This window comes from Micromonospora sp. DT201 (assembly GCF_049841575.1).
In the GTDB taxonomy this organism is placed as follows: Bacteria; Actinomycetota; Actinomycetes; order Mycobacteriales; family Micromonosporaceae; genus Micromonospora.
Genome location: NZ_JBNCKP010000006.1, coordinates 71,363 through 91,762, shown reverse-complemented (window position 1 = coordinate 91,762; position 20,400 = coordinate 71,363). Strand labels below are relative to the sequence as shown.

The following is a 20,400-nucleotide window of genomic DNA, read 5'->3' as shown; positions in this document are numbered from 1 at the left end:
ACTATTTGTTGGTCGTACGACAAACAAAGGAAGCGACTGTCATGAGCATTCCCTTGACCATGCGCGCCCTGCAGCAGACGTCCCTGAGCGGCCCCCGGGACCTGCGCCTGATCACCGCCGCACCGGTGCCGAGCCCGGGACCCGGCGAGGTCCTGATCCGTGTCACCGCCGCCGGCGCCAACTTCGTCGACATCTCGCAATCCCGCGGCACGTTCGCAGGCGGCCCCCAGCCGCCGTATCTGGCCGGTATCGAAGGTGCCGGTGAAGTCACCGCCCTCGGCGAGGGGGTGACCGACCTGGAACTCGGCACCCACGTCATCGGTGTAACCATCGGAGGCGGCGCGTTCGCCGAATACATGCTGCTGCCCGCGGCCGCAGCAGTCCCCGTGCCAGCAGGCTGGACCGACGAGCAGGCGCTGGGTCTGGTCGTGAACTGGCCGACCGCGCTGGCCGCGCTCAGGCCCCTGGGTGGCCTCACCGCAGGGCAGACCGTGCTGATCCACGCCGCAGCCGGCGGGACCGGCCAGGCCGCGGTGAAGATCGCCAAGCACTACGGCGCGACGGTGATCGCCAGTGCCTCACCCGGCAAGCACCAAACCGTGCAGGCACTGGGCGCCGACCACGTCATCGACTCCCGCGGCACCGACCTCGCCGCCGACGTCCTGCGGCTGACCGGCGGCGCGGGCGTCGACCTGGTGCTGGAATCCGTCGGCGGCGCCACCCTCGATGCCAGCTTGGCCGCAGCCAAGCGGGTCACCGGCCGGGTCGTCGTCTATGGCTTGGCTGACGGGGAGGCCGCGATCACCAACTGGGAGCTGGTCTACAAGCACCAGCTCCACATCATCGGCCTCAACATCGGCATCCTGATCCAGGCCGCACCGCACATCTTCGGCGAGCTTATGGGTGAGATGTTCGGCCTTATCGCGGCCGGAGTGCTCGGCCCCGGCCAGCCCACAATCTATGAGCTGGCCGAGGGCGCAAAGGCACTCGCGGAACTGGAAGCACGGGCCACCGTGGGCAAGCTCGCACTGCGGCCCCAAAGTCCCTAGCCCAGGCGGGCCTCGATGGCCTCGATGATGCGTGGACGCAGTTCGGCGGCGCGGATGACGGCGTCCACCGAGCCGACCTCGACGGCGCGTTGGATGTTGTGCACCCGGTCGAACTCCGTGGCCACCTCGCCGAGCTTCTCCGCGCGTACCGACGAGCGCAGCTCGTCGAGTTCTGCGGTCAACCCGGCCCGGTCGGTGCCGGTCGCAGCCGCGACGCGGGCTTCCAGGTCCCGTACCCGGGCGTCGGCCGCCGTGCGGGCGTTGACGTCGGCGGAGAACACCACCGCGGCGGCGGGGGCGCCACCGAGCACCGAGGCGAACGAGCCCTCCAGCGCGAGCACTGTCATGTTCGGGTTCAACGCCTTCGAGAACACCACGAACGCTCCGCCGTGGTAGCGCGAGATCACGCAGAAGACGATGGGCCCCCGGAAGTTCACGATCGCCCGGCCGATCTCGGCGCCGTACTCCAGTTGCAGCTTGCGCATCGACTCCGGTGAGCCGTCGAAGCCGGACAGGTTCGCCAGTACGACGAGTGGCCGGTTGCCGCTCGCCACGTTGATCGCCCGCGCAGCCTTCTTCGAGGAGCGGGGGAACAGCGTGCCGGCCGTGTAGGTGTCCGGGCCGTCAGTGGGCGGGAAACCGTGCCGTGGCACCGAGCGGGACTCGATGCCGAGCAGGCAGACCGGGATGCCGCCGAGGTGGATGTCCTGCACGACCGCGGTGTCCGCGTCGGCCATGCCCGCCCAGCGCTCCAGCACCGGGTGGTCCTGGTCGGAGAGGGCCCGCATCACCGTACGGATGTCGAACGGCTTCTTGCGGTCCGGGTTGGCCTCGACGGAGAAGATCTCCCCGACGGTGCTGAAGGCGCTGCCCGCGATGTCGTGCGGGAAGTCGGAGATGTCGCGGTCCGTGGGGTCGGTGGTGGCCGCCCGACGGGGTGCGTCCTCGCCGGGTGCCACGTACGTGTGGTCGTAGTGCGACATCACCACGTCCCGTGCGGCCGTCAGGTTCGGCGCCCAGTACTGCGCCTGCCCGTTCGGCCCCATCACCCGGTCGTAGCCGCCGATGCCGAAGTTGTCCTCGGCGGACACACCACCGGAGAAGTCGAGCGACTGCTTGCCGGTGAGCACCATCGCCGAGTCGGGTGTCATTACCAGGATGCCCTTGGTGTGCATGAGCATCGTCGCTTCGGCGTTCCAGTACGGCTGCGCGCCGACGTTGATGCCCGCGACCACGATGTTGATCTCACCGCCGGCCTGGGTGAACTCGACGATCCGCTTCAGCGCCGCGGCCACCCAGTCCATGTTCTCCGTACCGGTGGTCATGGAGATTCGGGCACCGGCGGACAGCGCCCACCACTCCAGCGGCACGTTCATCCGCTCCGCGAGGTCCAGTGCGGCGATCACGCGTCGGCACTCGGGCTCCGACAGGGCGCCCAACGCCTTCGTCGGGTCGCCGAGCAGCACCACCCGGGTGACACCCTGCGGGTGCCGCTCGGTCGGCGTGGTGACCACCCCGGCGACGATCGCGGCGGAGTTGCGACCCTTCGGCCGATCCACCGGCACTAGCGACTGAGCGCAGCCGGAGCCGGTTTTGGGCGGAGACGAGCACAGTCCATCCTGCACCGCGTGGTCGTCGTCGAGGTCGTGCTCGACGAAGTCACCGAGCCGGCCGGTCAGCTCGTACGGGTACACGGTGTTGCGGCTGCTCGCCCGCAGCACCTTCAGGCGGTACTCGTCGAGCGGTTCGAGCGGCTCGACCGGTGGCTTACCGATGGCCAGCTCGGCGCCGCCCGCGGCGTCGAACGAGATCCGTACGGCGATCTTGGTCAGCTTGCCGGTCTGGCGGTCGCGCTGCCGCGCGATGAACAGGATCTCCTCGAGCCCGGCGCCCGCAGTCGTCGGGCCGACGCGCCCGGCGATCATCTCCATCTCCTGCCGGGTGAGCTCGCTCGGCGGCCAGACGTAGACGACGATCCGGTTGGTGTTGAAGCGCGTCTTCGACGGTCGTAGCGACTGGGCGCGGCGGATCGAGTCGAGACAGGCGGCAATGGCGTCCTCGGTCGTCGGCAGCGCCACCAGACGGCCGTCCTGCTCGCGAAGCTCAGTGAGGTTACGGACCTGCGCGAACGCGACGAGGCGCTCGTCGGCCCGGTTTTCCCGCGCCACGCACTGGAAGAGGTAGACCTCCTCGTCCGACGACGGCAGCCGGGTCAGGTCGAACTTGTGCAGCCGCTCCAACTGCATCCGCTGCGCGATGTACGGGTGCAGGCCGCGGATCAGCCGGTCCTCGGTCATCTGATCGTTCGACGGGCGGAAGGTGAAGTGGTGGTGCATGACCGCTCCGCCGCGACCCGCGACGGTGGTGGTGACCCGACGGACCTGGGGCGGCAGCGGGTGCGCGGCGATGACCTCGGCCAGCGCGGCGGCCATCGCGTCGAAGTCCTCCGGCTGGTTTTCCCAGCCGAGGTAGATGTCGGCGTCGACGGAGTCCTCGCCGCTGGCCAGTTCGCCCAGCCCGCGCAGTGCGTTGCCCAGCGCGTCGAAGCTCACCGCGGCGGACACCACGCTCGAGTCGGCCCGCTCGGCGACCACGAACGTGCAGCCCGCGACCTCGCGGGCGCGCACGCTGGTGAGCGCCTTGTTGCCGTAGTAACGCCGGGTCAGCACCTCCAGCATGACCGCGTTGTCGAGGTGGTCGCGGACGAGCCGCTGGCCGAGCAGCCGGACCAGTGGTTCGGTGCTGCGTACCATCTCGGCGATGCGCTCGGCGCGGTCCGCCGCGTCCGGGTGGGCGTCCAGGTGCCGCAGGTGCCCACGGACCTCGGCGTAGATGCGGGCGCGGTTGCGGCGCAGCAACGGCTGGGCGAACCAGGCGAACACCACGCCGCGGGCGAGGTCCGCGACTGCGGGGAAGCGGACCTGCGTCGCGGCGATCAGCCGTTCCAACGCGAGACCGACGGGCTCGCGAAGCGACTCGTCCGGCGGGGTTTCCCGCAGCCAGGCGCGCAGCAGCGTCGCGACGACTCCTGCGTCGACGGACGCGCGTTGCTGGGCGAGGAAGATCCGGAAGACGGCCGCTTCGAGGGCGGGGGAGCGGTCCAGGTCGGTGACGCCGTAGTGGCCGAGCGCCTTGGCGAGCCGGGTTTGGAAGGCATCCGGCAGCCCGGCCCGCTCGACGTCGAGGCTCTGCAGGTAGGTGTGGAAGTGCTCCCGGGCGCTGTGGACGTGCGCGGCTCCGCCGTCCTCGCCGGTCGGCCGGTTGCGACTCAACTCGGCGAGGTCGGCGAACACCTCGATGAGATCGAGCTCCGCGGCCAGCGGCCGCTGACCGCTTTCGGTGGCGTCCCGCCGGGCGGTCAGGTAGCCGTCGAGCACCCGACGGTCGTCGTGCGGGTCGACGTCGAAGCCGAGCAGCAGACCGCGCAGGTCCTCCTGACCGCGCCTGCTGCGCTCGTCTGCCGGAATGGCCCCGGCGGCGGTGGGCAGGTCCAGTTCGACGGTCTCGGTGGTCGGGTCGTCCGCGGTCTCGTCGGCCTCGTCCGCGAGCGGCTCCAGGCGCAGCAGCGGCGCACCCGCCTCGACCTGGCTGCCCACGGAGACGGCGCACTCCTTCAGCCGCGCCTTGAACGGCGCCCGCAGCACCGTCTCCATCTTCATCGCTTCCAGCACCAGCACCGGTGCGCCCGCCTCGACCTCGGCCCCGACCTCCAGGGGCGTGGCGACGACCAGCGCGGGCATCGGGGAGCGCAGGACGCCGCCCTCGTCGCGGCTGACCCGGTGGGTCACGCCGTCCACCTCGACCAGGTGGGTCGGCCCGTACGTGCCGGTGAGTAGGCGGTACCGGATGCCGTTGACGACGATCTGCCCGGTGTGCCGATCGAAGCGGTCGAGTTCGACGTCAGCGGTGCGGACGGTGACACCCGCCTCGATGCCGACGCGGAACCGGTGTGCGCCGACCCGCGCCACGCGTGTGCGGTAGCTGACACCGCGCAGCTTCAGGTCCAATGGTCGGCCGCTGGCGTGCTGCACCTGCGGGCGCCCGCCGGACGCCGTCGACAGCAACCGCTGCCGCTCGACGCGCTCATCCTCCTCGTACGCCTCGATGGCGGCGGCCGCCAGCGCGACAGCGGAGTGGCGGTGCGTGACGAGCCGGCCCTCGCCGCGGACACGGTCGATCCAGCCGGTGTCCGCGCTGGCGTCGATCACCTCGGGCTGGTCGAGCAGGTCGAGCACGAAGCTCTTGTTCGTCGCGCCACCTTCGATGATCACCGTGGTGTTCGCCATCGCCCGACGCAGCTTGCCGAGCGCCTCGTCGCGATCGCGGCCGTACGCGATGATCTTCGCGATCATCGAGTCGAAGTCGGCCGGGATGGTGTCGCCCTCGCTGACGCCGGTGTCGACCCGGATGCCCGGGCCGCTGGGCAGGTCCAGCCGCGCGATGCGACCCGGCGACGGCGCGAAGTCGCGGTCGGGGTCCTCGGCGTTCAACCGAGCCTCGATGGCGTGCCCGCGCTCCGCCGGCGGCGCACCCTCGAGGCGCCCACCGGAGGCGACGTGCAACTGTGCCTTGACCAGGTCGAACCCGGTGGTCAACTCGGTGATCGGGTGCTCGACCTGGAGGCGGGTGTTGACCTCGAGGAACGCGAACAGGCGGTCACCGGGGTGGTAAAGGAACTCGACGGTCGCCGCACCGCGGTAACCGACCGCCACGGCCAGTCGCTCGGCCGACGTCTTGAGCTCGGCGGCCTGCGTCGGGTCCAGAACCGGCGACGCCGACTCCTCGATGACCTTCTGGTTGCGTCGCTGCACCGAGCAGTCGCGGACGCCGAGCGCCCACGCGGTGCCCTGCCCGTCGGCGATCACCTGGACCTCGACGTGCCGGGCGCCGGTGACCAGGCGCTCCAGGAACACGATGCCGCTGCCGAACGCCCGTGCCGCCTCCTGGCTGGTGCGCTCGTACGCGTCTTCCAGTTCGGCCTCGTTCCTGATCACGCGGATGCCGCGCCCGCCGCCGCCTGCGGTCGCCTTCAGCATCAGCGGGTAGCCGACCTCGGCTGCCGCAGCCCGGGCGGCGTCCAGAGTTTCGACGGCACCGCGGCTCCACGGCGCGACCGGCACACCGACCTTCTCGGCGATCAGCTTCGAGCCGATCTTGTCGCCGAGCTGGCGCATGGCGTCCGCGCTCGGCCCGACGAAGGCGACGCCGATCTTTTCGCACAGCTCGGCGAAGGCCGGATCCTCGGCGACGAAACCCCAGCCGACCCACGCGGCGTCGGCTCCGGTCTCCGTCAGGGCGCGTTCCAGTACCGCCAGATTGAGGTACGGGCGGGCAGACGCCGGACCGAGATCGTAAGCGATGTCCGCTTCACGTACAAAGGTAGCGGTTCGGTCGACGTCGGTGTAAAGAGCGACGGTTTCGATCTGTACGCCGGTCTCCGCGGCCAACTCGCGGACCGCGTGGATGAGCCGCATGGCGGCTTCACCACGGTTGACGATGGCGACACGGTTGAACACCCGGATGACCCCTTAGCTAGACCTCGAACTGCTGGCCGCGAGACGACGACTCCCAGCAGTGATCACCTTTCCGCGTGGCGGCGGCCAGCGCTATGGCGCAACCACCGAACCAACAGTCCCTCAGTTGTAGGAAATGAACAAAAGTTTTTGGCGGCCCCCCGGCCCTGCTCCCGCAGTTGATCAAGACGGTACGGGTGGTTCACGTCGGCCGCCTCCCGTGTTCACCACTGCGTGATCGGCTGGTCGAGCAAATCATCGCCGGTCCGGTCAACTGCCGGCCCGACTCGAACATCCCGGCGCAGGCCAGGAATCGCACCAAGAAAGGAGCGCAATGAGGCCGTTCAACCTCGTGCGCCCGAGTCTGGCGCTGCTGCTCGCCGCAGGCTTCAGCACACTCGTTACGCCGGCCGGCGCAGCCCACGCCGCGGCTGCCACGGTATCCGCGTCGGGCACGCCGATCACCGTCACCTCGACCGAACAACTCGCCCCGGGCGTCACGTACAGCTCGTTCGAGGTGAGCACGCCCCGTGGCGTCACCGTCGGCTACCTGCTCACGGCGGACCTCCGCAAGAACAAGGTCTCCCTGGATTTGCTGCACCCCGACGCGGTCGCGCAGCGCCAGGTCATCTCCTCGATGGCGAACAACCAGGGCGCCATCGCCGGAGTGAACGGAGACTTCTTCAACAACGCCGAGACCCACACCGGCGTCACGCCGACCTACTCGGCGTCGGGCCCGGAGATCGCCGACGGCGAGGAGCTGAAGTTCGCGGTGCCGACCGCGCAGCGCTTCGGCCCCGGCCTCGCCCCCGGCACCTCGACCCGGGACGTGTTCGGCGTGGGCGTGAACGGCAAGGCGCGCGTCGACACCCTGAGCCTGGACGGCGAGGTCAGCAGCAAGAAGGGCAAGATCGCCCTCAGCGGCCTCAACCAGTACGCGCTCCCGGTCGACGGTGTCGGCCTGTTCACCTCCGAGTGGGGTGCCGCCTCCCGGGTCCGGTCGACCTGCGGCACCGACACGAGCCGCAGCGACCCGTGCAGCACCCACACGTACGAGGTGACCATCCGCGATGGCGTGGTGACCGCGGTGGGCCAGACGCCCGGTGCGGGCGCGATTCCCGCCGACACTCAGGTGCTGGTCGGCCGTGAGGGCGGCGCGGACACGCTCGACGACCTCGTCGTCGGTGACCGGGTGCAGGTGCACGAGAAGCTCTCCTCCGCAGGCAAGCCCAAGCTGACGTTCGCGGTCGGTGGCGCGCCGATCCTGCGCGACGGTGAGCCGCTGGTCGGCCTGGACACCAAGACCGCCGCGGTACGCAGCTCGGCCGGCGTCAGCCCCGACGGCAAGACCGTGTACCTCGTCGCACTGGCCGGCCGTGCTCCGGCGAGCGCCGGCTTCACGATCGCCGAACTGGCCGACCTGATGCGCTCGCTCGGCGCGGACGCCGCGGTGAACCTGGACGGCGGCGGCTCGAGCACGGTCGCCGTACGGGAGCCGGGCCAGGCCGCGGCCACCGCCCGCAACAGCCCGTCCGACGGTGCGGAGCGTTTGGTCGCCAACGGTATCGGCATCTTCGTGGGTCGCCACTGATCAGTCGCTCTCGCACGGATTCGCCCCGCCCGGTGACACCGGACGGGGCGAATCCCTATCGGTCAGGGCTTACGGGCCACGGCGCCGTAGGCGTCGATCCCGGTCGCGTCGGCGTTGTCCGGTCGCCAGAGGGGGATCGGCACCAGGCCCGGCTCCACCATCGTCAGACCGGCGAAGCAACTGTCCAGGTCCTCCGGGCTGCGCAGAACGTACGGAACCCCGCCGCTCTGCGCCAACCGCTCGGCACCGGAAACCACAGCTGGGCTGGTGTTGGTGCCGTCCCAGAGCACGAGGTGGGAGCCGGACGGCATCGCGTCCATCGTCTGCCCGACAATCGAGCGCACCACGGCCAGGTCCGGTTCGTAGCCCATGACGCCCATGAACATCATGGCGATGGGCTGATCGAAGTCGAGCGTCTGCGCCGCCTCGGCGAGGATCTTCCCCGGGTCGTGGTAGTCGGCGGGTACGTAGGTGGTGACACCCTCCGACGTCGTGCTGGCCAGCAGCGCCCGCGCGTGCACCAGCACCATCGGATCGTTGTCCACGTAGACGATCCGCGCGTCGGGCGTGATCCCCTGGGCGACCGCGTGCGTGTTCTGCATGGTGGGCAGGCCGGTGCCGATGTCCAGGAATTGCCGGATGCCCGCCTCGGCGGCAAGGTAACGGACGGCTCGCACCAGGAACAGGCGCGACTGCTGCGCCATGAGGACGATCTCCGGGTAGACCTCGGCGACCGCGTCGCCGGCCGCCCGATCGGATTGGAAGTTGTCCCTGCCGCCCATCCAGTAGTTCCAGATCCGGGCCGCGTGCGGCACGTCGGGCTGAAGCTGCGCGGCGAGTTCGGCGTCCGGGCCGGCCATGCCAGGCTCCTATCGAGGGGTCGTCGGCTGGAGGTCACCACAGCGGTACGACCGGGATCGTACTCCGGCAATGTCCACTGTCGAGTGTGTGGATCAGAATGACGCGGTGGTGAGCTGGCGCCACGCCCTCCGTCGTAGGGCCTGCTGAGTCGGGTCGGCGACCGGCGCAGCCGCCAACAACCGCGAGGTGTACGGATGCTGGGGCGACCGCAGCACCGTTTCCGCCGAGCCCTCCTCCACGATCCGGCCCCGGTGCAGCACCGCCACCCGATCGGCGAGTTGCTCGACCACCGCCAGGTCGTGGCTGATGAACAGACAGGAGAATCCGAACTGGCTCTGCAGCGACCGGAGCAGTTCCAGGATCCGCGCCTGCACTGACACGTCCAGAGCGCTGGTGGGCTCGTCCGCGATCAACAAGGCCGGGTTCAGGGCGATGGCACGGGCGATGGCCACCCGCTGGCGTTGCCCACCCGACATCTCGTACGGGTGGCGGTCGCGCAGGTGCGACGGCAGCTCGACCGCTTCCAACAACTCGTCGACGCGGCGGCGCTGCCCGTCAGCGCGCAGATCGGTGTGCAGCGACAACGGCTCGGCGATGCTTGCGCCGACCGTCCGGCGGGGATTCAAGGACGACGCCGGATCCTGGAAGACGATGCCGAGCTGAGAGCGGAACGTGCGCAATTCACGCCGAGAGGCGCGCCCCACCTCGACGCCGGCGACGGTCACCGCACCAGCGGTCACCGGTACGAGGCCGGCAAGCGCCCGACCGAGGGTCGATTTGCCGGAGCCCGATTCGCCGACCAGAGCCACCAGTTCACCCTGGTCGATGTGTAACGAGACGTCGTCCACCGCCCGGACCGGCCGGCCGCGCCGCCTTCCCGGGTACTCGACGACGACGTTGCGGACCAGGACGGCGGGTGCCGCACCGGCCGGTCGAGGCTCGTGCGCGGGTGGCGTCGCCCGGTCGGGCTCGGCGAGCCGCAGCTCCGGCAACGTGGGTACGGCGTGCAGCAACGCCCTGGTGTACTCGTGCTGGGGCGCGGTGAAAAGTTGGGCGGCGGTGGCCTGTTCGACGATCTGACCGTCGCGCAGCACCACCACGTCGTCGGCGACGTCGGCCACCACACCCATGTCGTGGGTGATGAGGAGAACGGCCATGTCGAGCCGGGTACGCAGGTCGCGGAGCAGGTCGAGTATGCCGGCCTGGACGGTCACGTCCAGTGCCGTGGTCGGCTCGTCCGCGATCAGCAGAAGCGGTTCACAGCTGATGGCCATCGCGATCATCGCCCGCTGAAGTTGGCCGCCGGACAGTTCGTGTGGATACGACCGGGCCACCCGCGTGGGGTCGTTCAGGTCGACGGTGGCGAGCAGCTCCAGAACCCGGGCGGTGGCGGCGGAGCGACTCACCGGGCGGTGCGCCCGGATTGCCTCGGCGACCTGATCACCGATGGTGAAGACCGGATTGAGCGCGGTCATCGGTTCCTGGAAGACCGTGCCGATCCGGCCGCCACGCACGTCCCGCAGCAGGCTCGGCTCCGCGCCGATCAGCTCGGTGCCGGCCAGTGTGATGCTGCCGCTGACTCTGGCGGTGTCGGGGAGGAGGCCCAGGGCGGCCATGGCGGTGACGCTCTTGCCCGAACCTGATTCGCCGACCAGGGCGAGGACCTGCCCGCGGTGCAGCTCGAAGGACGCGTTGCGGACCGCTGTGTGCGTATCGCCATCCACCTCGAACTCCACGGCCAGCCCGGCCACCGCGAGCAGCGGTGACCGGGTGGCCTTCACGAGGTGTGGCTCCGTGGGGGAGACCGTCATTTCTGCTTCAGCGAGACCTTCAGATAGTTCGGGTACGCCGGGAATGCTGGCACGAAGAAGTTCTGCACAGTCGAGCCGTGCAGGAACGAGTTCTTCGTGTAGGTCAGCGGCACCACCGGTGCGTCCTGCAGGATGCGCTTGTCGGCCTGTGCCCACAGCGCCTGTGCCTTTGCGGGGTCGGTCTCGGCCGTGGCCTGCGCGATCAGCTTGTCGACCTCGGGCTGCGAGTAGCGGGCGAGGTTGTAACCACCGCCGCCGATCTCGGTGGACGCGAACAGCGGCTGGATGTTGCCGTTGGCGCTGGGGAAGTCCGGCTGCCAGCTGGAGACGGTCAGGTCGTAGTCACCCTTGTCGCCGGTGACCTCGGCGGTCCAGGCGTCATCGTCCAGTGGCTTGATGGTCACCGCGATGCCAGCCCGCTGAAGCCCTTGCTGGATCGCCTGAGCCGTGGCGAGGTCCGGCTGGCTGTTCAGGGACAGTAGCGTGAGCTTCAGGTTCGTCTGCCCGGCCTCGGTCAGCAACTGCTTGGCCTTGGCCGCGTCCCCCGACGGGTCGGCGGGGTAGAGGTTGTAGTCGACCCGCCCGGCAATGCCGGGGGTGATCAACGTGCTGGCCAGGTCGCCACCGATGGCACCGCCGGAGGCGAGCTGGTAGGCCCTCTTGTCCACGGCGTACTGGATGGCTTGGCGAACCTTGATGTCCTTCAACGGCCCCCGCTGGGTGTTGATCGCCAGGTACGACAGCGCTCCGGCGTCCGAGGTGACCAACCGCTGCTTCGCGCTGGGGTTCTGTTCGATCTGCGCGAGCTGGGCGGGCGCCACGAAGCCGGCGCCGAAGGCGGAGCGATCGTCACCCGAGTCGGCGATCAGCCGCTGCGACTGGACGGTGGTGTCCTGGCCGAGCTGGAAGACGATCTTGTCGGGCCCGGCGGTGCGGACCTGGTCGGTCGCCGCGTCCCAGTTCGGGTTGCGGGCAAGCTTCACCGAGACACCCTGCTGGTACGACTCCACCTGGTAGGGGCCGGACGCGACCGGGTTCTGGCTGTACTTCTTCGGGTCGTCCTTCGCCTTCGGGACAGGCGTGAACGCCGGCATGGACGCGATCCACGGCCAGTCGCCGTACGGCGTCGTGAGGTGGAAGACGATGGTCTTCGCGTCGGGGGTCTCGATCGAGGCCAGGTCCGCTCCGGAGTACGGCCCCTTGTAATCGGCGCCGCCCACGAGTAGGCCCTTGTGGTAACTGAGGCCGCCGGAAAGCTCGGGCGCGAAGGAGCGCTCGATGCCGTACTTGACGTCGGCGGCGGTGATCTGAGCCCCGTCGGCGTACTTGAGCCCGTCCTTCAGGGTGAAGGTCCACGTCTTGCCGCCGTCGGTGGTCTTGCCGGTGTCCGTGGCCAGATCCGGTACCACCTGCGCCGGCTTGCCCGGCTGGACCTCCCAGGTGGTGAGCCGGCGCAGGACCAGGCCGAGAGTGGTGATCGCCAGGTTCTGGCTCTTGGCGGGGTCGAAGACGATGTCGCTGGCCGCATTGAGGATGGTCAACGTTCCACCCTTTTCGGTGCCCCCGGTCGATCCACCGGCGTCCGGCTTGACGTCCGGGTTCGCGTTGCATCCGGCCAGGGCGAGTACGACTGCGAGCGCGAGTGCGCTGCGTCTTTTCATTGGTGCCTTACCTTTCGGTGATTGGCGCATCAGGGCGCCACTCTTGGGTCGAGGACGCCATAGACCAGGTCCACGAGGAAGTTCGCGAGGATGATGAGGAACGCGGCGAAGAGAGTGACCCCGAGGATCAGCGGGAGGTCGACGTTGCCGACCGCGTCCAGCAACAGGGCGCCCAGGCCGGGCATGCTGAAGACTCGTTCGGTGATGACCGTGCCGCCGAGAAGCGACCCCAGGTCGAGGCCGAAGACGGTGACCACCGGGATGAGGACGTTGCGCAGGGCGTGTCGGCCGACGACCCGCCGTTCCCGCAGCCCTTTGGCGCGGGCCGTGCGGATGTAGTCCTCGCCCAGCACGTCCAGCATCTGACCCCGGGTCAGCCGGGCGTAGACCGCCGCGGAGATCAGGGCGAGCACGCACCAGGGTAGGACCAGGTGCCAAAGCCAGCCCACCGGATCCTCGGTCAGCGGCAGGTATCCGTTGACCGGCACCATGTCGAGGGTGAAGCCGAACAGCAGGATGCCGAGGAGACCGACCAGGTAGCTGGGGGCGGAGACGCCGATCGTCGAGACGGTCATCGCCGCCCGGTCGATCGCACTGCCTCGTCGGACGGCTGACAGGACGCCGGCGCCGACGCCGATGACCAACCAGAGCACGGCGGCGCCGATGGCGATGGAGAAGGTGACCGGGATTCGGTCCAGGATCAGCTTGGTGACCGATTCGTTCAGTTGGAACGAGTATCCGAAGCAGGGTGCCGCGCAGTGCACCGCAGCAGCTCCGGTGCCAAAGGTGCGGCCGGTGAAGATCCCACCGATGAAGGCCAGATACTGCTGTAGCCAGGGTTGGTCGTAACCCATGAAGGCGCGGGCGTCGGCGAGCCGCTCGGGTGTGCAGGGGCGCCCGCAGGAGAGCTGCGCCGGATCGCTGGGCAACAGGACGAAGACCGCGTACGTGATGAGGCTGATCACGAGCAGTGTGGCGATCATGCTGAGGAGGCGTCCGGAAACCAGACGGAAGAGTCTCATCGCTGCAGCCCTCGCGTCTTCGGGTCGAATGCGTCGCGCAGGCCGTCGCCCAGGAGGTTGAAGGCGAGCGTGGCGAGGAAGAGTGCCGCGCCAGGAAAGACCAGGAACATCGGGTCGGTCTGGACCCAGGCGATCGCCTCGCCGATCGAGCGGCCCCATGCTGGCGTGGGCGGCGGCACCCCGACCCCGAGGAACGAGAGCGCGGCCTCCGCCCCGATCATCGACGGGATCATGATCGTTGCGTAGACGATGATCGTGGCGGTGAGATTGGGGAGCAGTTGGCGCACGAGCAGGTGCCATCCACCCGCGCCAAGCGCGACCGAGGCCACCACGAATGTGCGCCGCTTCAACGCCAGCGTCTGACCACGGACCACCCGCGCGATCGAGGGCCAGCTGAAGATCGCGAGGACGACGACGAGGAGCAGCGGCTTCGGGACGCTGGTCGGGACGATCGCGCCGAGCGCGATCACGAAGACCAGGAACGGGAAGCCGAGCAGGACGTCGATGATCCGGGTGACGATGCGGTCGTACCAACCGCCGTACAGGCCGGCAGTGAGGCCGATGACGACTCCGAGCAGTACCGAGACGGCGGTCGCCCCGACACCGACGAGGATGGAGGTGCGAGCGCCGTGGACCACGATCGCGAACAGGTCCCGCCCGGTCATCGGCTCCACACCGAACCAGTGCTGGGCACTGATGCCGCCGCCGAAGCCCTTCGCCGCGCCGGAGTCCGACAGGGCGCCAAGGTCGTACGTGTACGGATCCTGGCCTGCGATCGCGCAGAGCAGCGGCGCGGCGGCCGCGACGACGAGGAACAGCGCCACGCCCGAGGCTCCGCCCAGCGCCCAGCGATCGGCGGCCAGCCGCCGCCAGAGGTGCCGGACGCCTCTGCTGCGGGCAACGCTCGGTGGTCGGGTCGGGGCCGGTGGCGCAGGATTGGTGTCGGTGGACACGTTGGTTCCTTACGGGGCAGGGGGTGGGTGGACCGGGGAATTCAGCGCTCCCGGCAACACAGCCCGCCCACGCTGACCCCCTCCGGCGGTCGGTCCGGTAGATGGAGACCGCTTGCCGGTCGACGCCACACCGTGCGGCCTGTCGGGCCGCACGGAACATGCTCCGGGAGCCGCGCCGGCAAAATCCAGCACTAGAGACCCACAACACACATAGGTTAAGTAGGGATTCTCGACGTCGACCAGCCCAAAACGCGATTCAGCGGGTGCGGTGCCACCCGAGCGTGGGGAGTGCTTCACTCACCGTCCGCCTCCATGGATGCCAAGGATGTTTGACCCAGGGGCTTGAAATCCTACCTTGTTGGTAGGAAAATCGGTCGCATGCTGCCCGTTCGGCTGTTCACCTCCCGCCGGGTCGTCGACCTGATGCGGGTCGCCGCGCAGCTCTGTCCCGGCGGGCCCGCCCTGGCCTGAATGGGCCGCCGCCTCCCTAGCCTGCCCAGTTTCTCGTCACCGGTCTCGCAGCCGGCTCACGGTCACGCCCTGCTTCCCCTGCATCCCGCCGGCGCGGAGATGCCCCTTCATTGAGAGGGACCTGTCATGAGCTACGACGCCGTATCGTCCACTGCCACGGATTACCGTGTTGGATTCAACGAGGATTGGCAGGAGTGGCACCGACTCCACGAGGAGGCTCGGGCCGACCGGCACGGCTTCCTTGCCGTCAGCGGTCTGCACTGGCTCACCTCAGGGCCGCAGCGGTTCCCCGACGTGCCCGGGGAGTGGCACACAGGCGATCAGGGGCCGGTGGTGGTGCTCGGCGACGGCGAGGATTTCGTCATAGACGGCCAGCAGGTGCGACGCCGGCATGAGTTCGGGCCGATCGCCGAGCGTGCCGGCGTCACCGTGGGCATCGAGGGTGCCGTGCTGGAGGTGGCCCGCCGGGGTGGGCACGACATCCTCCGCCCCCGACGACCAGACCACCCGCTACGAGTGCATTACCGGGGTACCCCCACGTACCCGCCCCACCCACGATGGGTCGTGAGGGGACGCTTCGTGCCGTTCGACAGTCCTCGACCGACCACCGTCGGCGCGGCGGTGGAAGGGCTCAAGCACGTCTACGACGCACCTGGCCGGATCGAGTTCGCCGTCGACGGGGTGCCGCTGAGCCTGACCGCGTTCAACGGCGTACAGCCGGGGAGCCTGTCAGTGCTGTTCACCGACGCCACCTCCGGCGTCACCACCTATCCGGCCAACCGATCCCTGGCGGTGGGCGCGCCGGACGAGCAGGGCCGGGTGACGCTCGATTTCAACCGGGCGACCAACCTGCCGTGCGCGTACACCGACTTCGCGACCTGCCCTCTGCCCCCGGCGGAGAACCGGCTGCCGATCGCGGTCGAGGCCGGCGAGAAGACCCCGTACGAGCGGCTGGCGGGCGATCCCGCCGACCGTTCGTAGCCCCTCCGCACCAACCCCTCGGGAGGATCGCCATGACTCAGTCCACCGACGCCCCGATCGACGCCGACAGTGAAGCGCTGCGGACATTGCTGCGCCACCAGGCCAGCACTGTCACGGTCGTCACCGCTCCCGGCTCGCCGGCGGTCGGCTTCACCGCCACGTCGTTCACCTCGGTGTCGTTGGCGCCGCCGATCGTCTCGTTCTGCCTGAACCTCGATTCGTCGAGCTGGCCCGCGGTCGCCCGCGCCCGACACGTGGCCGTGCACCTGCTCGCCCACCATCAGCAGGAACTGGCCCGGACCTTCGCGACGAGTGGCATCGACCGGTTTGCTGGCCCCACCCGGTGGCGGACCGGTCCGGAAGGCGTGCCGATCCTCGACGACACCCTGGCCTGGTTGCTCTGCCGGGTCGTCGACCGGGTGGCCGTCGGCGATCACGCCGTGGTGCTGGCCGAGCCGGAGGTGCTCCGGCACGCCGACGTCGGCTCGCCACTGCTGTACCACCGGGGCCGCTACGCCGGGCTGGCCGGCGACCACGACGTGGCGGCTCGTCGCCCCGCCGCCTGACCGGCCGGTCATACGCCCACTCCGAGCTGAGGAGGATGTCATGCGCGCGATCGTCGCCGCTCCGGACACCCGTGAGGGTTTTCGGATGACGGACCTGCCCGACCCCACTCCGGGCCCCGGGCAGGTCCTGGTCGAGGTGCGACATGCCGCCGTCAATGCCGGCGAGATCCGCCACCTCGGCTCCTGGCCGGCCGGGGGCGTGCTCGGTTATGACGCCGCGGGTCACGTGGTGCGCGGCGCCACCGATGGGTCCGGCCCCCGCGAGGGTGACCGGGTGGTCGCCTTCGGGGTGGGAGCCTGGGCCCGATTGGCGGTGTTCGACGTGAACAGTGTGGCCGTGGTGCCCGCCGCCGTCGACCTGGCCGAGATGGCCGCACTGCCCATGGTTGGCCTCACCGCCCTGCGTACCTTGCGGACGTCAGGGCCGCTTCGCGGCCGCCGAGTGCTGGTCACCGGCGCGTCCGGGGGAGTGGGCCGGGTCGCCGTCCAGCTCGCCCGGCACGGCGGCGCGCACGTGGTCGCGGTGGTCGGCTCCCTGGCTCGTGGTGCGGGGCTGGCGGATCTCGGTGCCGATGAGGTGGCGGTTGGTCTCGACGCAGTCGTCGACCCGGTCGACGTGGTGCTGGAGACGGTGGGTGGCGCTCATCTGGTGGCCGCCTGGGGCTTGCTGGCCCCGGGCGGGGTGCTGCACAGCATCGGCTGGGCGTCCGGCGAGCCGGCCGTCTTTCCGGTGAACTCCACATTTGCTCCCGGCGCGGCGCGGACGTTGCGGTCATTCGGCGACGCCACCGCCCCGGCCCCGGATCTCGCTGTCCTGGCGGATCTCGTGGCGCGTGGGGTGCTGCAGGCACCGATCGGTTGGCGCGGCTCGTGGCAGCGTCTCGGGGCGGCGATCGACGCGCTGCGGGAGCGCCGTGTGGCAGGGAAGGTCCTGCTCGACCTGGATTGAGCCGGACCGGGCCCGGACTGGTCCACCGGCCAGGCGCAATCCCTGCAAATCCTATCGGCCTAGTAGGGTATGCGTCAACGAATCGACGTCCTCACGTGCGATAGCCGACATCCGACGGAGGATTCGTTGACACCACCACCGCGGCAGAGGTGGACTCCACTCATGTCCAGCGAGCTGCGGCTGACGATCCGCGGCCACATCGACTTCGGTCGGGTGTGGTCGAGTTCCTGTCTGGCCTGACCCGGCACCGTCGCCCGTAACCCGGCCCGCCGCACCGGCTCGCCGAGGTGAGGCGCATCGCCGCGCCGCCACAGCTCCGACACCGTCACCGGCCCACGCCCAGCCGCGGGGCCGGGTGTCGGCACACCCGATTCCGCCTGCCTGGACAGGAGATTTCACCATGCCCTCAAACCGATTGCGAACCCTGGCCGCCGCCGCGCTAGCCCCATTGCTCGCCGTCCTTGCCGGCTGCTCCACCGGCACCACCCCTGCCGCCGAGGCGGCCGGCCAGCCGCGCTCCGGCGGCACCCTCACCTGGGCCGTGGAAACCGAGCCGATCACCCTCAATCCGCACCAGTACGCCCAGGCCAAGGCCCGTCTGCTGGTCTGGAACACCTTCGAGTCACTGCTCACCTACGACAAGCAGGGCAAGCTGGTGCCGTGGTTGGCCACAAGCTGGCAGGCCGCTCCGGACGGATTGTCGTACGCCCTGACGTTGCGCGACGGGGTCACCTTCTCCGACGGCACACCCTTCGACTCGGCGGCCGTCAAGGCCAACATCGACAAGCTCCGGGAGCCCGGCTACGCCCCGGGCGTCGCCGCCGTGCAGTTGCGCAACCTCAAGGCCGTCGAGGCCGTCGACCCGCGCACCGTTCGGCTCACCCTGACCACGCCAGACGTACTCATCCTCGACTTCCTCGCCTCCCCGCAGGGCGCCCAGATCTCGCCGCAGTCGCTGCGCGAGGCGAAGAACCTCAAGGCCGGCGGTGTCGACGTGGTCGGCACCGGACCGTTCGTGCTGGACCGCTACGTCCCCGGCCAGGAGCTGCACTATCGGCGCAACGCCGGCTACGACTGGGCACCGCCCACCACGACGCACGCCGGCCCGGCCTACCTCGACGAAATCACCTACCGATTCCTCAAGGAGTCAGCGGTGCGCGTCGGCGCGCTCACGTCGAGCCAGGTGCAGCTCATCGAGGGGGTGCCCGCCACCGACCAGCCGCTGGTCACCGGCAACCGGACGCTGCGCCTGACCCGCGAGCTCAATTCCGGCTCGGCCTACTCCTACTACTTCAACACCTCCCACGCGCCCTTCGACGACCTGCGGGTCCGGCAGGCGTTCCGGGAGGCCGTCGACGTCGACACCGTGCTGAAGTCGGTTTACCGAGACACGGCCACCCGCGCCTGGAGCGTGATCAGCCCATCCAGCCCGCTCTACGACAAGAGCGTCGAAGGCGGATACAGCGGCGACGCAGGGAAGGCGAACACCCTGCTCGACCAGGCCGGCTGGGCACATCGTGACGCCGACGGTTTCCGGGTGAGGGACGGCAAGCGGCTCACCGTACGGCTCGTGCAGTCCGCTCCCTTCGTCCGCGACCGTCGCGATGTCCTCGCCCAGGCCGTGCAGGCCGCGGTGAAGCAGAGCGCCGGCATCGACCTGAAGGTCTCGTTGGTCGACCAGGGCACCGCCACGCAAGCGTTCGAGCGAAACGAATACGAGGTTTTCGACAACTCGCGCGCCGACACGGACGCCGGTGCCGCGCTGAATCTGCTGCTGCACTCAAAGGGCGGCATCAACCGAACCCGGGTCAACGACCCGCGGATCGACCAGCTGTTGGAATCCGGCCAGGCAACCGCCGACCCGACGAAGCGCGCCGGCATCTATGCCGACCTGCAGCGGCAGGTCATCACCGAGCAGGCCCTGGCCCTACCGCTCTATGCGCCGGCCGACCAGATCGCCGCCAGCACCAGCGTCGGCGGGGCGCGCTTCGAGCCGACCGCCGGCGTTCCCGCCAGCGCGTACGACCTGTGGGTCGGCAAATGACAGCCGTGCGGGCGGTGGCCCGTCGGCTCGGCGCCGGCCTGGTCGTCCTCTGGGTCGCGGCCACCGCCGCCTACCTGGCACTGCTGGCCGCGCCCGGCGACACCGTGGACACCATCGTCGGCGACGGTGCGGACACGCCGCAGATCCGCGCTCAGATCATCACCGAGTGGGGCCTGGACCGGCCCGCAGTCCTTCAGTACCTGGACTACCTACTGCGGCTCGTCGGCGGCGACCTGGGCCGCTCCTACCTGCTGCAACGCCCCGTCGCCGAGGTGATCGGCGAACAAGTCGCCCCGACGCTCACCCTCGCGGTCGCCGCAGCCGGGCTCGGGGTGCTGCTCGCACTGCTCATCGCGGTCGCCACGGCCGGGGAGCGCCGGCCGTGGCTGCGGCGGGCCAGCTCCGGCGTCGAACTGCTGCTGGTCTCCACCCCGCCCTTCCTGATCGGGATCGTGCTGCTCAGCGTGCTGTCGTTCCGGTACGGCCTGTTCCCGGTCTCCGGCGACCAGGGCATCGGCGCGCTGGTGCTGCCGGCCGTCACCCTCGCGCTGCCCATCGCCGGGTTACTCGCCCAGGTGCTTCGCGATGGGATCGACCGGGCGCTCGACGAGCCGTTCGTGCTCACCGCACGATCCCGCGGTCTAAGGGAACGCACGGTGCTGCTGCGTCACGCCCTGCGACACGCGCTGCTGCCGGCCGTCACCCTGGCCGGCTGGCTCTTCGGCATCCTGCTCGGCGGCGCGGTCATCGTCGAGCAGGTCTTCGGTCGGCCCGGCCTCGGCCAGGTCACCCTCACGGCGGTGACTAGCAAGGACATGCCGGTGGTGCTGGCGGTCGTCACCCTCTCCGCAGCCGTCTACGTCCTGGTCAACACCGCGGCCGATCTGGCGTACCTGCTGGTCGACCCGCGCCTGAGGAGGAGCTGATC

13 protein-coding genes are annotated in these 20,400 nt (G+C 69.8%); 7 read left to right on the top strand and 6 right to left on the bottom strand.

The features are described 5' to 3' along the window. Nucleotides 1-41: 41 nt before the first annotated feature. A complete protein-coding gene (locus ACLQ28_RS13765) occupies nt 42-1,049 on the top strand; it encodes a zinc-binding dehydrogenase (protein ID WP_425686636.1) in 1,008 nt (335 codons plus the stop codon). Here ACLQ28_RS13765 and ACLQ28_RS13760 read toward each other — a convergent pair. Continuing rightward, complete coding sequence (locus ACLQ28_RS13760) at nt 1,046-6,565, bottom strand: carboxyl transferase domain-containing protein (RefSeq protein ID WP_425686635.1); 5,520 nt, start codon at nt 6,563-6,565, stop codon at nt 1,046-1,048. The genes ACLQ28_RS13765 and ACLQ28_RS13760 overlap by 4 nt on opposite strands. Before the next feature lie 331 nt (nt 6,566-6,896). On the opposite strand from ACLQ28_RS13760, the gene ACLQ28_RS13755 reads away from it, so the two are divergent. Further along, the gene (locus ACLQ28_RS13755; protein WP_425686634.1) at nt 6,897-8,153 is read left to right on the top strand and encodes a phosphodiester glycosidase family protein; all 1,257 of its coding nucleotides are present in this window, start codon (nt 6,897-6,899) and stop codon (nt 8,151-8,153) included. 62 nt (nt 8,154-8,215) lie between these two features. Here ACLQ28_RS13755 and ACLQ28_RS13750 read toward each other — a convergent pair whose 3' ends face one another. From ACLQ28_RS13750 to ACLQ28_RS13730, 5 genes are all read right to left on the bottom strand, one after another. After that, nucleotides 8,216-9,013 (bottom strand): SAM-dependent methyltransferase, encoded by a 798-nt coding sequence (locus ACLQ28_RS13750; protein WP_425686633.1) that lies wholly within the window; start codon nt 9,011-9,013, stop codon nt 8,216-8,218. A 93-nt stretch (nt 9,014-9,106) separates the two neighbouring features. Next, nucleotides 9,107-10,825, bottom strand: coding sequence for a dipeptide ABC transporter ATP-binding protein (locus tag ACLQ28_RS13745; RefSeq protein ID WP_425686632.1), 1,719 nt, complete (start codon nt 10,823-10,825; stop codon nt 9,107-9,109). After that, a complete protein-coding gene (locus ACLQ28_RS13740; protein ID WP_425686631.1) occupies nt 10,822-12,486 on the bottom strand; it encodes an ABC transporter substrate-binding protein in 1,665 nt (554 codons plus the stop codon). Before ACLQ28_RS13740 ends, ACLQ28_RS13745 begins: the two co-directional genes overlap by 4 nt. Before the next feature lie 29 nt (nt 12,487-12,515). Next, nucleotides 12,516-13,508, bottom strand: a complete 993-nt coding sequence (locus tag ACLQ28_RS13735; protein ID WP_425686630.1) for an ABC transporter permease — start codon at nt 13,506-13,508, stop codon at nt 12,516-12,518. Then, nucleotides 13,505-14,461: an ABC transporter permease gene (locus tag ACLQ28_RS13730; protein WP_425686629.1), complete on the bottom strand. Its 957-nt coding sequence runs from the start codon at nt 14,459-14,461 to the stop codon at nt 13,505-13,507. Before ACLQ28_RS13730 ends, ACLQ28_RS13735 begins: the two co-directional genes overlap by 4 nt. A 597-nt stretch (nt 14,462-15,058) precedes the next feature. On the opposite strand from ACLQ28_RS13730, the gene ACLQ28_RS13725 reads away from it, so the two are divergent. From ACLQ28_RS13725 to ACLQ28_RS13705, 5 genes are all read left to right on the top strand, one after another. After that, complete coding sequence (locus tag ACLQ28_RS13725) at nt 15,059-15,913, top strand: DUF1684 domain-containing protein (protein ID WP_425686628.1); 855 nt, start codon at nt 15,059-15,061, stop codon at nt 15,911-15,913. Between the two features lie 32 nt (nt 15,914-15,945). After that, nucleotides 15,946-16,479 carry a flavin reductase family protein gene (locus tag ACLQ28_RS13720; RefSeq protein ID WP_425686627.1) on the top strand — a complete coding sequence of 178 codons (534 nt, stop codon included), beginning with the start codon at nt 15,946-15,948 and terminating at the stop codon, nt 16,477-16,479. Nucleotides 16,480-16,519: 40 nt separating this feature from the next. After that, entirely contained in the window at nt 16,520-17,428 is a 909-nt protein-coding gene (locus tag ACLQ28_RS13715) for a zinc-binding dehydrogenase (RefSeq protein WP_425686626.1), read from the top strand. Nucleotides 17,429-17,828: 400 nt separating this feature from the next. Continuing rightward, nucleotides 17,829-19,472 (top strand): ABC transporter substrate-binding protein, encoded by a 1,644-nt coding sequence (locus ACLQ28_RS13710; RefSeq protein ID WP_425686625.1) that lies wholly within the window; start codon nt 17,829-17,831, stop codon nt 19,470-19,472. Further along, entirely contained in the window at nt 19,469-20,398 is a 930-nt protein-coding gene (locus tag ACLQ28_RS13705) for an ABC transporter permease (protein ID WP_425686624.1), read from the top strand. Before ACLQ28_RS13710 ends, ACLQ28_RS13705 begins: the two co-directional genes overlap by 4 nt. Nucleotides 20,399-20,400: the final 2 nt, after the last annotated feature.

Bases quoted from the DNA above. Each gene is read 5' to 3' on its own strand.
- ACLQ28_RS13705 (WP_425686624.1), top strand. From the start codon at position 19,469: ATGACAGCCGTGCGGGCGGTGGCCCGTCGGCTCGGCGCCGGCCTGGTC.
- ACLQ28_RS13755 (WP_425686634.1), top strand. From the start codon at position 6,897: ATGAGGCCGTTCAACCTCGTGCGCCCGAGTCTGGCGCTGCTGCTCGCC.
- ACLQ28_RS13750 (WP_425686633.1), bottom strand. From the start codon at position 9,013: ATGGCCGGCCCGGACGCCGAACTCGCCGCGCAGCTTCAGCCCGACGTG.
- ACLQ28_RS13715 (WP_425686626.1), top strand. From the start codon at position 16,520: ATGCGCGCGATCGTCGCCGCTCCGGACACCCGTGAGGGTTTTCGGATG.
- ACLQ28_RS13740 (WP_425686631.1), bottom strand. From the start codon at position 12,486: ATGAAAAGACGCAGCGCACTCGCGCTCGCAGTCGTACTCGCCCTGGCC.
- ACLQ28_RS13720 (WP_425686627.1), top strand. From the start codon at position 15,946: ATGACTCAGTCCACCGACGCCCCGATCGACGCCGACAGTGAAGCGCTG.
- ACLQ28_RS13725 (WP_425686628.1), top strand. From the start codon at position 15,059: ATGAGCTACGACGCCGTATCGTCCACTGCCACGGATTACCGTGTTGGA.
- ACLQ28_RS13710 (WP_425686625.1), top strand. From the start codon at position 17,829: ATGCCCTCAAACCGATTGCGAACCCTGGCCGCCGCCGCGCTAGCCCCA.
- ACLQ28_RS13735 (WP_425686630.1), bottom strand. From the start codon at position 13,508: ATGAGACTCTTCCGTCTGGTTTCCGGACGCCTCCTCAGCATGATCGCC.
- ACLQ28_RS13745 (WP_425686632.1), bottom strand. From the start codon at position 10,825: ATGACGGTCTCCCCCACGGAGCCACACCTCGTGAAGGCCACCCGGTCA.
- ACLQ28_RS13765 (WP_425686636.1), top strand. From the start codon at position 42: ATGAGCATTCCCTTGACCATGCGCGCCCTGCAGCAGACGTCCCTGAGC.